Here is a 12,504-nt window from a genome sequence, read left to right on the forward strand (position 1 = left end):
CCACCCTGAACGCGGAATCACCAAAACGCTGTCTAGCTGCGATCCATTGTTGTAGTCAAGTATGAAACAACGCCTCCCCACGCTCCGTTGAATATTGCGTCGCGTAACCTTATTTCAAAACCGCCGCTTGAGCAGTCGAAGATCAGCCGCAAAGGAACGAACGGAGACACCAACTCATCTGCCAGAACAGCGTTAAAGCAAGCTCGAGCGGTTCTTCCGTTGCCGTCAACGAACGGGTGGATTGCAAGGATAGCCACAAGCACGAGCAGTGCTCTAAACCCACGATAATCCTCCCAATCTTGTGCTGCCGAACTCAGCAAGTCGAGTTGCCGACGCAGGTCATCGGGAGCTGCAAATGTGCTCTGTCTCCCAAATCTATCTGCGCTAAGCGACACATGGGTCGTGCGTAACCCTCCGCCGCCTTGAACGGCCAAACGATTCACGCCGCAGAGCCAGGCGACAAGCTCATCAGGGTTGAGGACCTCACAACCCCTAAGCGTTTGCCTTGCCTGTCGAGCCAGTTCTACTTCTTCGGACAGATCTCGATGCGCTCGGAGAGCTGATCCGGCCTGATTCTGGAGCCACTTTTCAGAGAGGGGGTGAAGCAGATCTTGGTTACACCCCAGCCAGTAATCGGCCTCGACTCGACAGAAATCAACGGGCTGTGACTGATGGCGTCTGGCGATAAGGTCAAGCCGTGCGACTTCCAAGGCCCCGAGGCGCCCGCGTAAACGCGCCCTGACGTCAGCCTTGTCAGGAGGAGTGAAATGATTGAGCAGCATCGGCTTCTACTATTGCTTGCGGAATGGGCAGGACGTAGTGAGCCAATCCAGGGCTTCCTTGGGGACTTCGCTACGCGAAACAACTTCCTCGGAAAGAAGAATGTCCGGAACAACTCTCTCCCCTACCTCCCGCCCGGATCGATCCACGTCAACGGCCGTCGTTAGGTAGATCGCGCTGCCATCGGGTAACGGAAACTTGCGATTGGAACTTGCCTTTCCACTTGTTGCCATGCCGAAGCTCTGCGTGCCCTCTCTCCCGATGAACGCCACAGCGACCGCCTCGCCTGAACTAGCTGTCCGTGACCCAAGAAGAACAGCGATCTTCGCGTCATGTGCCTCCGACTGGCCGGCGACCGGCGTGACCCATCGAGAACTCATCGACCACCAATTGATGCTGCCATTCCTGGCCTTGAATCCGCCAAGGCGCTCGTCCCCGAAAAAAAGGCCCAGGGCTGACACCATCGGCCACATGCTTCCGCCGGTATTCGTTCTCAGATCAACAACCCAACCGCAACGTGCTTGCGGATTGATGTCCCTCAGCTTCCTGCCAATTTCCGTAGAAAACTTTAGCGCGAGCTCGGGGTCGGTGCCCCCGACTGCAGGCATTAGCACATAGCCGACCTTACCGTCGATTAGAGAAACCGAGGCCAAGTCAGGGTTACCGCCTGAGTTCGAATAGCGATAGGCCTCTTCCGCGCTGACGTAGATGCTGTGGGAGTCTTTGAGTTGGCGCAGAAGTGCGCGAACCGATTTCTCTGCCTGATAGCCAGTACCGGGCCGGCTTGACAATTCCGGCTTGAGATCGTGCAAGTTCTTGGGCAAGTTGCTGGAACGATATGCGTTATCGAGAACCACCTTTAGGGCCTCGCTATAGACCTGCTCGGCGCTGGCCTCACTGCCAGGGATCTTCTGTTCACTGATCGCGAGCTTGACGTCCTTAGCCACCACCTCCCCTGCTCCACGCATGGCGACGCCAAAGGCAACACTCGTAGCATCTGGCGGAATTCGGAGGTCGATGTTGGTGTAACCGTCAGCAGAAGCGGGCCGGCCTGCTGATGTGGCAAACCTAAGCGATCTACCTGAGCTTCCATCTGCCCTCACCCAGAGCCACGGCTTAGCATTCGGACTAGCTGCTCCAAGCAATGCGGAAACACGAACCACCTGATTGATCCATGCTTGAGCACTGGTCGTGTAGATCACTCCACCGTAATCCGACACGCCAGCTCGTTCGGCCGAGATCGTGACCTGAGCGCCCTGTGGGGACGTAGGTTCGCCAACCGATGCACCCAGATAGCCGAGATGCTGGTTGAGAGTCGAGGACGCAACGTTCGGATCAGCATGTGATTTTGATGCCACGATCAATCCAATCGCAAGAAATAAGCCACGCACTGCAGAAAAGGCCGTTTCAATAGGCCCCAGCAAACCGCTTCGCGCAGTCGCCCGCCCCGACGGATGGTTCGGCCAACCAAGATCTTCTACACGCACACCTAGAAGGCATTGATGTGGGAAGCTTGGCAACGCCAAAGGCGACATCAGGCTGGAGTGGGCATCGGACATGGCACGCCGCTGCTCAACATCGGCCGTACCGAAGATGATGTAGTCCAGCACGAGCTGCGCGAACAGCTCGCGGCCGAGCGTCTTACACGATCGGAACACGCGCAAGAACGTGCGCCTGACCGCCAGACCGGTTTGCAGATAGCTAATCAAGCGAGTGCACTTCATCAAGCGAGCGCCGTTGCTGCTGCTGAATTCCACAAAACTATCAATCGTTCAGCAGCGCAGGCAGGTCGAAGTGCCCCAGGAAGTTCAGCCACCGATCCTTCCGGTCACGGAGTAAAGCGGCTCAAGTATCCATTCATACAGCTTCCGCCGCTCCCCCATGATGTCTGCCTCCAATCTCATCCCGGGCCGTAGCGCTTCGACCTTCCCGTAAGCCAGTACGGTCTGTTCGTCCAATGACACGAGTACGCTGTACCGCGGCTCGCTCATATCGACGTCCTTTCCTTGGCTACCCACGGCCGGACTTCTGGAGATGCGGATGACTTTTCCCTGGTGGCTGCCGAATTTTTGGTACGGGTAGGCTTGATACCTAAGGAGCACACGATCACCAGCTTTAATAAATCCGATTGCGGAGCTGGGAACCAGAAGCAAGGCCCGCAATTTTGATTCCTCGGGCAACAGACTCAGTATGGGCTGCCCAGTTTGTACAGTCTGCCCTGGCTCGACCAAGCGACTGGCGACAAGACCAGACACCGGCGCGCGTAGCAACAGCTCGCCATTGGCCTCCATCTGTACGGCTTCCTGACTTAACGCGGCCAAATCACGCTCCGCTCCGGCGCGAGCTGACCGCCTCTGTTGCGGAAGCTCGGCAAGAGTCTGGTCCAGCTGGGCAAGACTGCGCCGAAGCGACGTTGCCTGACGCTGCAGCGCCTGCTGCGCATTAAGCATATCGAGCATCGCTTGCTCCTGCTGGTTGAGCTGAACCAGGCTTACGTATCGCTGATCTACCACTTCTCGATAACGTTGCACCGTTTCGCGACCGATCCGCACTTGCTCACCACGCGTATTTATTTCACCCTCAATCTGTAGGAGCTCGCGACGAAGATTGTCGCGCTGCTGTTTCACGCCGCGCTCTTGCGCCAGAAGTTGCTTCTCCTGGGAGTCCTGAAGAATTCCCAAGCTCTCCACGCGTGCCTCCTGCCCCTTGCGCAAAACCTCCAGCGCATCATCACCAGAGGCCGTTACCCTAGGGACATTAATCAGCAACAGAGGCGAATCTCGCACCACATGCTCGCCTTCCTCTGCGTGAAGCACAGAAATCAAACCAGACGAAGGCGCGATCACAGTAGACAGCCCTAGATCTGGAACCAGTTCGCCAGTAACTCTGGAGCGACGGGTGTACTCCCCAAGGGTAAGAAAGCCGACGATCAAACAAGCTGAAAGACCTGCCGCGATCGCAAGCATCCACAGCCTAACTGGCTGCACAAGCGATATGCTTCCAAGCCAGCTTCCACGCTTTGCCTCCACCACCTCAGATCGAAACAGGCCGCTCATGCCGAAACCGCAGCAGTAGGCTCGGCAGTTCGACTAGCGGCGTCAATCTTACGCAGCTCTTGCACGATCTCACCAGCATGCATCACCAGAGCCCTGTCGGCACTTGCGATTGTCTCCGGGCGATGAGCGATGATCACACGTGTCAGATCAAGCTTCTGTACAGCTGCGTTGACCAAACGTTCTCGATCCATATCAAGGTGGCTGGTAGCCTCATCAAGGAAAAGAAGTCGAGGCCGCCTATAAAGAGCTCGTGCGAGAATAACTCGTTGCTTCTGACCACCAGACAGAGTAGTCCCCATATCTCCTATCAAACTGTTGTAACCCATTGGCATGGTCACGATGTCATCGTGGACGGCAGCCTGAACAGCTGCATCCTGTACGCGATGTTCGTCCAACGCTTCGGCATCGAAAGAAATATTGTCGCTGATGCTTCCCGCGAAAAGCTGATCGTCCTGCATAACTGCGCCGATGATGCCTCGATAATGCTCTTTTCTAATTCTGTCCAGAGGTACACCGCCGACACGGATCTGTCCTTCCGTTGGCGTCAACAGCCCAAGCAGCAGCTTCAAAAGCGTGGTCTTCCCACAGCCTGACACACCCACAATTGCAACTGATTCCCCCTCTTCAATGGTCAAACTACAGCCACGCAGCACCCAGGGCTCGGTCGGCGAATAGCGAAATCCAAGGTTTTCCACCTCGATGCGTAGACCGTGCGGCGTTTCATAGCTTCCGGCATCGGCCCTTGCTACCTCAGGCACAGTCAGAACAATGTCGGACAGACGCTCACCGTGGAGACGCAGCATGCGGAACTCGATCCACTTGTCAATGAGGCCACCAACTCGTTGGGAAAATTGATCTTTGTATGCTAGATAAGCAATCAGCATACCGACCGAGAATACGTTCTGCATGGCAAGTACCGCACCAACCCAAACCACGGCGATTCGCTCTATGCCAAAAATCAGCTGATTTGCGCTACCAAATATCAAATTGAATCTAGATAGCCGAACGTCACAATTGACGGCATCATTCATCAAATTTTGGTAGCCCGATCGACGCAGTTCTTCACGACCAGCCACTTTGATCGACTGCATGCCTCGGATGGACTCCAACAGATGACTTTGTTGGCGCGCCGCTGCGATGAGTTGCTGCTCAGTACTGCTACGCATCGCCTGGAACGCCATTGCCCTTGTGACCAGATAGAGTGCTACCGCAAAAAGGGTGACCAGCGCCAGCTTCCAACTGTAGAGCAACATCATGCCCAAAGTGACGATGGTCATCAGACCATCGATCGCCGCCTCCACAAAGCTCGTTGTAAGGGTGCGCTGGATCGCCTGCACACTGCCCATGCGAGAGACCACATCTCCCAAATGGCGCTTTTCATAGAAATCCAGCGGTAGCCGAAGAAGATGGCTAAATACATTTCCAGTCCACTGAAGGCCCAGTCGGCTTGAAAGATATATGACGGTCCATCCACGGACCACGCCTATGCCAACCTGCAGCATGAATGCCAGTCCGAAGCCCACGCCTAGTACTGTTAGTAAGTCGCGATCTGCTGCGATCAATACATGGTCTACGACCCACTGCATGAAGAAGGGTGCAAGGAGCACAAAGACCTGCAACGCCAGTGAAAGCAGAAGGACCAAGCTGAGCGCCCGCCATATCCCAGTGACCTTGCCGGTCAATTGGGTGAACGTAATTGCGCGAGGCGGCGCGCAGGGCTGCATCTCAGCCCTAGGGCTCAACTCCAGGGCGATGCCGGTAAAATGATTTGAGAACTCGGCAAGCGGCAGTAGCCTCCGCCCAAAAGCGGGATCAAGCACCGAGACCCCGCCCTTCTTCACTCGCTCAAGTACTACGAAATGGTTTAGGTCCCAATGAATGATGCACGGCAGAGTCAATTTCGAAAGGTGCTGCAGATCAAGGCGGAGTGGCCTGCATAGGAAGCCTGTCTGCCCGGCGACATCCATGATCTGCGCTAGCGTGGTGCCTTTGAGAGACACTGAATGACGGCGACGCAGTTCACGCAAGCCGACATGATTTCCATGATGGGACGCAATCATCGCCAAGCACGCAAGACCGCATTCGGCAGCTTCTGATTGCAGTACAGCGTCCATGCTCATGTCTTTTGTTGTTGATGTAGAGAGACCGAGAGCATCTCCTGCTCTGGGCGATTTGAAAGAAGTAGATCAGATGCCTCTGTTAGCTTGTAAATAGCGTGCTCATCAGCCATCAAATGGATCCACGCTGATCCTCGCAAGTACACCAACATTCTCGTGGCGACCGGCACCATGACTTTCTTCCGTCGGCCATGCATTCTTTTTCCGATGGCGGATGCCCGCCGGAACCCATGCCGCGGCCGGCGTGGCTTGCCACTAGATTAGAGGCAGATGAGTGGGTGGAACCTACGGGAACGCGGCCAACATCAAACTCACCGGGTCGTGAAATTTCTCGACAGAAGTCTGCTGCATTGATTGCCGCGCCACCCAATCATCTGGCATTAGGAATGTAGATCAGAATAAGCCGCCCGAACGAGGCTGCAGAACCGATTGACAACTGCCCGATGAGTGCGCCAGACCATCTCTCTGCGCCATGTCCTTGCCGACCTGATATGCGCCAATCATCGCGACAAACCCAGCACAAAAAGCAGCGTATATGAGAATTGACTTGCGCCTATGGAGAGCGGCCAATGCTACGCAGAGAAATGCTCCAACGAAGTACATGCCACTGATGGAAATTCCCAGAATAGAGAATATGAAAACGCCAAGAATTGCCGAATCTCGGCGAATCTTCTCTGTTGCGGTGATTGTGTTCGCGTCACTCATGCCGTCTCCATCCATAGGTGTCAGCAGCTCTAAAGTCAGCGCCCGAGAACGGGCGCTGACCAATCAATGCAAATGCAAGGCTCAGCGTGCGGGGCACTGCAGCGCATCACGCGCCGCCATGTCCTTACCCACCTGGTATGCAAATGCTGCAACAGCGCCGACGGAACCTAGAATCAAGAGGTTACCGCCCGAGACCTGCTCAACTTCATTCATGTTGAGCTCGACAATTCCGTTTTCCATAGTCATGTCCTTTGATTTGGCTAGAAGAATCAGATCAGCATTGATTGTTGGAGTAGTAGCCAAGAAGCAGCATCGCACCAATCAAGGGGGAGCCGACCACTGCGGCTCCGATCATGACCTTCGTAGTTGTCCCCATGCCGCCAGAAACACTCTGAACTTCCACTTCTGTCAAATCGTGCATCTTCTCACTCCATGTGATGGCGCAAATCCCTGCGCCTCGGGTGCCGGAAATTACCGGCGATTCCTTATGGCGTCCTATGTCCAGCAGATTAGCTCTGCGAGCTCAATTTCTTGACGCGTTCAAATATGACAGGCACAACCCAAGATCACCACTTTCCAGAACTCATGTCAAGAAAAATCCTCTTCAGCTGCACATGCCGCATCACTGATGCGGGAGGCAACTATGGGAACGCCTGGACAATCAAGATGTAAGCCCTCCTTCCCTGACGGGGCTTGACGTTGAGTGTGTGAAATGCGATAGCGAGGCCTGCGGTGACCTGCCTTGATGCCTCTGCATCGAAATGTGCAGAGGCGTTTTGACTATTTATCCGAACTGAAGCCGATGCGAGTCGCAGTAGTGCGATGCGGCATGGAACCGCGTGCGGAGCCGGCCCGTCACTTGTCGCAATCGCCACGAAATTTCTGACGAAATCAGTCCTCCCTGAGTGATGCGCGATACCGACGGCAGCACCGACACCGCGGGAGATTAGGCCCTGGCGCCGGAGATGCGCCTGAACTTCGTCGCGATGCATCCCTGGCCCGCCCGAACAATATTGAGCCTGACGGCATGGCATGCAAGGCTAAGAATGAGGCTTGCGTCCGCAGCCACACAGTTCAGAAAAGGGGCTTTCATATGCAGAATTCAGCTCAGCAACCGGCAAGCGCAGCGAATCTAGCGTTCCAATCTTTGCCGATGGAGAACGCGCGGGGAGCAGCTCTTGGTGAACTCATCAACGTATTGAACTTAGATATCGACAGACCAAGTGGCGAATTGATCACGCTCAGGTCGCTGAAGCGAACGCTAGACTTCCTCGAGAGGTCGATTGGCATCCAAGTAGCGGGCAGGAATCAGCTGCTACCGCTGCCTGCATTAAAAACCATTCGCCTACTCTTCCTTGCGGACCACAACCACAGTAGGAATGTGTTTCGCCTGCTTGCACCGCCGCAAGCTGTTGGCGAGGCATCCATGGAGTTCAGCACTGTCACCACCACCCCACGTGACGCAGACGCCTCATCACTGATCCAGGCACTGTGCCAATCACTCGCACTGGAGATCGATCCCTCTCGGATTCAATTGCTTTCGCAGATGCTCCCGCACCGGGAGGATCACTCCGTAGCTGAGAACCTGCTCCTCCATGTCGAGCGTACCAATGATGAGGTGTCCCAGATCCTGCGTGGTGCATTCGGTCCGAATGAGGCACTACTCGCCAGCGCATTCACCTCGCTGTCGACCCCGCTGAAACAGTTTCGCGTTGAACTGAAGGAGGGAAACATTCCTTCCGCCAATGAGGCGATGTACACGTATCTGCAGACCCTTTCCTTCCGGCACTTCATCTACCACTACCCCAAGCATCTGGATGCAACTCGTATTCAAGGGAAGGTCGGCTGCATCAAAGAGGATGCAGAGCGATTCTGCCATGTGGCAGCCCGTGGCGCCCAGCGGCACCATGGACCGACGAGCCGCGTATTCTCAGTCAGTACGTTCCACCACCTGCTGCTAGAGCATCCCGAGGATATGTGCGATCTGGTCCTCAAGGCGACCGGCATCCCTACAACCATAAGGCAGCTCCAGGCACATCGCGATCGCGTCAGATCGCTTCTAATCTCGTACGCCCATCGTTCGCTCGACTGCACTGACACAGACAGTACTGTCCTGTCCGTGTACGACGTGCTAGCTGCATTCTGCTCGTTCCGCTACCAGCAGGAAAGCGGCGGTGACTACAAGCCGTACTGGCACGGACAGACCGATCAGGGCAAGAACCCACAACGTCTGTTCGACAGAGGGCTGAGTGATGAACAGCCCTATCAACATCAAGGCGTGATGCAAATCTACTTGAATCGGTTCTACGAGTACCAAGCCGCATTCAATGGAACTATCAGCAGCTATCGCGCCTGGATGAGCTACCAGGTGGCGGTACTGGGTGCTTATCAGTCCGTGCTAGAACTCAAGGACATCGCCGCGATCGCAGCGGGCTTGAACGCACTGAACTTCTACTGCGTAAACCTGGCCAAGGATCTGGTCATCGATCACTACCGAGGGGAGCAGTAATTTCTTACATCACCAGTTCTATGTATATGGAAGTGATGGGCTCGTAGCTAGCAGGCACAGAGAGACGGTCGTTGTAGAAGGAACAGGTATAGATCCCCCCAGTTCAAAGCCGCATACGGGGGGATTTGACACGCGCACTTACCGTTTCTCTATCGCACCACATCCGCTAACGAACCACTGCACTTCACACAGGCCGACAAGAGCAATCTTGTCGGCCTTTTCCATTTACGCATAGAGAAAGGGTGATACACCGATGGCAAGCTTCCACTACAGCATCAAAAGCGGCAAGAAGGGCACCGCTCGCAGACATGGCGGGTACATCCTGCGACAAGGGTCGTACAGCGAGCGGCAGGACCTGGTCCACGCCAGTCATGGCAACCTACCGACTTGGGCCCAGGACGACCCCAAAGCGTTCTGGAGCACGGCTGATCGCCATGAGCGCGCTAACGGCGCGGCCTATCGCGAGCATGAGATCGCACTGCCCAGCGAACTGACCCAACCCCAGTTGATCGAGCTGGCAGAGCGCCTTGCTCGACGGCTGGCCGGAACCAAACCGTACCAGTACGCAATCCACGCGCTAGCAGGTGCTCTAGGCGGCATCGAGAACCCGCATGTGCACCTGATGTGTTCGGACCGCGTTCCGGATGGAATCGAACGCTCCCCAGTTCGCACCTTTTCGCGGTACAACCCGGCCCGTCCAGCTGAGGGGGGCTGCAGAAAGGACAGCGGGGGGAAGAGCCCCATGGAGCTGAGGCAGGAGGTAACGGCCAGGCGTAAGCTGGTAGCCGACATCCAGAATGAGATGCTGGCTGAGTGCGGGCACAGCACCAGAGTGGACCACCGCAGGCTTCGGGACCAGGGACTGGACCGGCGAGCAGAACGCCACCTGGGTCCGCTGTTGGTCAAGGAGATGGCCGATGGGGAGAAGGCCCAGTACGTGGCGTACCGGGCTGGCCATGATGCCGGCCCCAATTGAACAGTAGCGATTCTGCGATTTTGTCGCAGAATCGCTCAGGTCTTGGCCTGACTGCAGAGAGAAAAATTGGCCTATGTAGAGGGCGGGGAGGACGAGTGTCCTCGCCTCCCCCGAACTCTACCCCGTCCTAGAGCGACATCTGATGCTGGTTGAAGAAGTAGTTGATCAACTGCAGATGGCACTTCCGATCCCTATACCCCGTCCCTATGCGTATCGCCCCACGTATCTGGAGCAGGTCCAAGGCGGCCGTCAGGCGGTCCCGCTTCCGGACAGGGCCCTTACGCAGGACGTCATTCCGTGGAACCCAAGTATCAGAGTATGTACCGCGCCAGACCCGCGCCTTGAGGTAGTGAGCGACGGCCCGGGCATCGACCAGGTCCTGAGGCGCTGCGGTTTCGGGCGAGAACAGGTACTTGTACTCGCTCTCGTGCCACTTCACGATCTCGAAGGCTCGATTGAGGGTATCAACTGAGATCGGGCCGGTTTCTTCCGCAAAGTAATGCATCGCCGCCGCCAGCCGCGCCAGGATCTCCATCACCTTGGCAGCAAAGTCGTTGATGTCGCTCAGGTACTCGCCCTGACGCAAGAGGCTCTCGGTCTCCTGCGCCAGCTCCACCCAACGACACTTCGCGTCCAGACTGAACTCGATCAGTTCGCGTTGGAGCGATCCCGATTCGATCATTGTTCGGTATCGATCCAGCAGCACACGGATCCGTTGCTGGAACACCGGCAGGTGCTCCCAGGTCGGCTCCTCTCCGTTTACCTGACGGAAGCCCATGTTCGATTGCGGCCTGCCCACCAGGTAACGCGCCCAATGGCCGCTGCCTTTGGCGACTGAACCCTTCCGGTCCAAGAATGCCTTGAGCGGTTCGTGCTGGGTCATGATGCTGACCGACACGCGCGGATTCATGGCCAGCAGATTTTCGTCGGCACGATCGCGCATGAGCACGCCGGGCGAGTCCCACAGCCGGTTCAACAGGCCCAAATGCGACATCGCTTCGCTTCGAAACAGGACATGGCCCTCGTCAGTACTGATCGCAATCGACTCCCCGTCGCCCACCAGCGCTTCGGTGATTGCTTTACCGGTGATCTCCTGGCGCATGAAGTAGCGCAGTCGTGGTTCGATCGGCCTGCAGCGACCGTGCTCCAGTAGTCGAGCTTCCAGCTCGTCGCTATCCTGGCCACGACTGACCGCTCGCGCAACAGCGCTACGCAGGCCTTTGTTCTTCGCCTCCCAAGCGCCCAGCTCAGCCTGATACGTTTCCTTCTTTTCCTTGTGAGATGCCATTGCTTCTGTATCCGCATCGCGGAACGGCGCAAACAGCAGCGAGGACACCGTCGATTTGCGCTCGCCCGATTCGGCGATGATCAGCAGGTTCTGGGACACGGGCCTGACCTGCCCCGTGGGCAGCTTGACGTCGATCAGTCCCTGGCATGCCATGGAAATGGCGTGGATCAAGCTCATGCCGATCAACGCCTCTGGTGCCTGGACATTGCGGGATATCTCGTTACCAGCATCGCGCGCCACCACCAGGAAGGCGTTCAAGGGATACCGGGGCGCGACCCGTCCGAAGGAGGTGATCATTCGACTTCTCCCTGCTCGGTGGCAGCCTGCTCATGGAGGGGCCGCCCGCAGCCAGTGCAGATAACGACATCGCCGGTTTCCTTCCGGCGCACCCGCTCCGCATTCAACATCTTGCGGAACTGGGCTTGGGTCAGTTTGTAGCTGTAAGCAGCATTGAAGCGCTCCATCACCAGCCGCTTGCGCATACGCTGAATCAGGTGCTGCTCCAGCACCGGGTAGGCTTCACGGAAGTCCGTCTCCAGCTTGCTCTTGCCCAGGTTCAGATCCTGAGCCAAGGCATGCTGTAGGCGGTCGAGGGGGCTATTGATGCCGGCCGGGGTGTCAGCGAGGGTGTTCATGCTCACACCCCTCCCTTGCTGGCGCCGGACTTGGCTGCGCGGCCCTGCAGCCAGGCGATAGCCTCGTGGGTCCAATAGAACTTGGGCGAGTTCTCTCCGTCGTACAGGGGAACGCCTTTGGGAAAGGACGGATCCTCCTTCATCAGTACATAGGCCTTGCTGCGGCCGACCGGGATCACCCGGAGCAGTTCCTTGAAGCTCAGGGCCGGACGGTCCCGCAGGCTTTCGGGCATGTAAGCCGATGCAGCGTCAGCAGGCAAAGCAGCGCCATAGTTCGGGATCTGCGCCGAACGCATCTGGATCGTGTTCATTTTTGGAAACCTTCGTATGTAGATGGGAAGGAGTCCGGCCGGATTCCCGACAGGCCGTGCGCCTGTCGAGATGCATTTGATCCGTTGGCGGTCACGAACGGAATGTACAAAAATTCAAGGTTTCGGT

The 12,504-nt window shown here is 56.6% G+C and carries 12 protein-coding genes; 2 read left to right on the forward strand and 10 right to left on the reverse strand.

The features are described 5' to 3' along the window. Window positions 1–32: 32 nt before the first annotated feature. The 7 genes from AC13GI_RS09005 to AC13GI_RS09035 all read right to left on the reverse strand — a co-directional run bounded on the left by AC13GI_RS09005 (window position 33) and on the right by AC13GI_RS09035 (window position 7,079). Window positions 33–782, reverse strand: coding sequence for a Fic family protein (locus AC13GI_RS09005; RefSeq protein WP_482996071.1), 750 nt, complete (start codon window positions 780–782; stop codon window positions 33–35). A gap of 9 nt (window positions 783–791) precedes the next feature. Next, window positions 792–2,537 carry a S41 family peptidase gene (locus tag AC13GI_RS09010; RefSeq protein WP_482996072.1) on the reverse strand — a complete coding sequence of 582 codons (1,746 nt, stop codon included), beginning with the start codon at window positions 2,535–2,537 and terminating at the stop codon, window positions 792–794. 51 nt (window positions 2,538–2,588) lie between these two features. Next, entirely contained in the window at window positions 2,589–3,836 is a 1,248-nt protein-coding gene (locus tag AC13GI_RS09015; RefSeq protein ID WP_482996073.1) for an HlyD family secretion protein, read from the reverse strand. Then, on the reverse strand, window positions 3,833–5,950 hold the full coding sequence (locus AC13GI_RS09020; protein WP_482996074.1) for a peptidase domain-containing ABC transporter: 2,118 nt from the start codon (window positions 5,948–5,950) through the stop codon (window positions 3,833–3,835). The genes AC13GI_RS09015 and AC13GI_RS09020 overlap by 4 nt, the downstream gene beginning before the upstream one ends. 396 nt (window positions 5,951–6,346) lie before the next feature. Beyond that, window positions 6,347–6,658 (reverse strand): hypothetical protein, encoded by a 312-nt coding sequence (locus AC13GI_RS09025; RefSeq protein WP_482996075.1) that lies wholly within the window; start codon window positions 6,656–6,658, stop codon window positions 6,347–6,349. Window positions 6,659–6,739: 81 nt separating this feature from the next. Continuing rightward, complete coding sequence (locus AC13GI_RS09030; protein ID WP_482996076.1) at window positions 6,740–6,904, reverse strand: hypothetical protein; 165 nt, start codon at window positions 6,902–6,904, stop codon at window positions 6,740–6,742. Between the two features lie 28 nt (window positions 6,905–6,932). After that, the gene (locus AC13GI_RS09035; protein WP_482996077.1) at window positions 6,933–7,079 is read right to left on the reverse strand and encodes a hypothetical protein; all 147 of its coding nucleotides are present in this window, start codon (window positions 7,077–7,079) and stop codon (window positions 6,933–6,935) included. A 672-nt stretch (window positions 7,080–7,751) separates the two neighbouring features. Here AC13GI_RS09035 and AC13GI_RS09040 point away from each other — a divergent pair. Together AC13GI_RS09040 and AC13GI_RS09045 are read left to right on the forward strand one after the other, a co-directional pair. Then, window positions 7,752–9,167 (forward strand): hypothetical protein, encoded by a 1,416-nt coding sequence (locus AC13GI_RS09040; protein ID WP_482996078.1) that lies wholly within the window; start codon window positions 7,752–7,754, stop codon window positions 9,165–9,167. Window positions 9,168–9,420: 253 nt separating this feature from the next. After that, window positions 9,421–10,143, forward strand: a complete 723-nt coding sequence (locus AC13GI_RS09045; protein ID WP_482996079.1) for a MobA/MobL family protein — start codon at window positions 9,421–9,423, stop codon at window positions 10,141–10,143. Between the two features lie 127 nt (window positions 10,144–10,270). Here the strand turns inward: AC13GI_RS09045 and AC13GI_RS09050 are convergent, their stop codons facing one another. Genes AC13GI_RS09050 through AC13GI_RS09060 form a run of 3 tightly spaced genes read right to left on the reverse strand, consistent with a single transcriptional unit; the run spans window position 10,271 to window position 12,377 of the window. Beyond that, complete coding sequence (locus tag AC13GI_RS09050) at window positions 10,271–11,728, reverse strand: YfjI family protein (RefSeq protein ID WP_482996080.1); 1,458 nt, start codon at window positions 11,726–11,728, stop codon at window positions 10,271–10,273. Beyond that, entirely contained in the window at window positions 11,725–12,066 is a 342-nt protein-coding gene (locus AC13GI_RS09055; protein ID WP_482996081.1) for a hypothetical protein, read from the reverse strand. Before AC13GI_RS09055 ends, AC13GI_RS09050 begins: the two co-directional genes overlap by 4 nt. Before the next feature lie 2 nt (window positions 12,067–12,068). After that, window positions 12,069–12,377 (reverse strand): hypothetical protein, encoded by a 309-nt coding sequence (locus AC13GI_RS09060; protein ID WP_482996082.1) that lies wholly within the window; start codon window positions 12,375–12,377, stop codon window positions 12,069–12,071. Window positions 12,378–12,504 lie beyond the last annotated feature (127 nt).

This window comes from Stenotrophomonas sp. 82F1, from assembly GCF_056861525.1.

Bases quoted from the DNA above. Each gene is read 5' to 3' on its own strand.
- AC13GI_RS09005 (WP_482996071.1), bottom strand. From the start codon at position 782: ATGCTGCTCAATCATTTCACTCCTCCTGACAAGGCTGACGTCAGGGCG.
- AC13GI_RS09015 (WP_482996073.1), bottom strand. From the start codon at position 3,836: ATGAGCGGCCTGTTTCGATCTGAGGTGGTGGAGGCAAAGCGTGGAAGC.
- AC13GI_RS09020 (WP_482996074.1), bottom strand. From the start codon at position 5,950: ATGGACGCTGTACTGCAATCAGAAGCTGCCGAATGCGGTCTTGCGTGC.
- AC13GI_RS09025 (WP_482996075.1), bottom strand. From the start codon at position 6,658: ATGAGTGACGCGAACACAATCACCGCAACAGAGAAGATTCGCCGAGAT.
- AC13GI_RS09030 (WP_482996076.1), bottom strand. From the start codon at position 6,904: ATGACTATGGAAAACGGAATTGTCGAGCTCAACATGAATGAAGTTGAG.
- AC13GI_RS09035 (WP_482996077.1), bottom strand. From the start codon at position 7,079: ATGCACGATTTGACAGAAGTGGAAGTTCAGAGTGTTTCTGGCGGCATG.
- AC13GI_RS09040 (WP_482996078.1), top strand. From the start codon at position 7,752: ATGCAGAATTCAGCTCAGCAACCGGCAAGCGCAGCGAATCTAGCGTTC.
- AC13GI_RS09045 (WP_482996079.1), top strand. From the start codon at position 9,421: ATGGCAAGCTTCCACTACAGCATCAAAAGCGGCAAGAAGGGCACCGCT.
- AC13GI_RS09050 (WP_482996080.1), bottom strand. From the start codon at position 11,728: ATGATCACCTCCTTCGGACGGGTCGCGCCCCGGTATCCCTTGAACGCC.
- AC13GI_RS09055 (WP_482996081.1), bottom strand. From the start codon at position 12,066: ATGAACACCCTCGCTGACACCCCGGCCGGCATCAATAGCCCCCTCGAC.
- AC13GI_RS09060 (WP_482996082.1), bottom strand. From the start codon at position 12,377: ATGAACACGATCCAGATGCGTTCGGCGCAGATCCCGAACTATGGCGCT.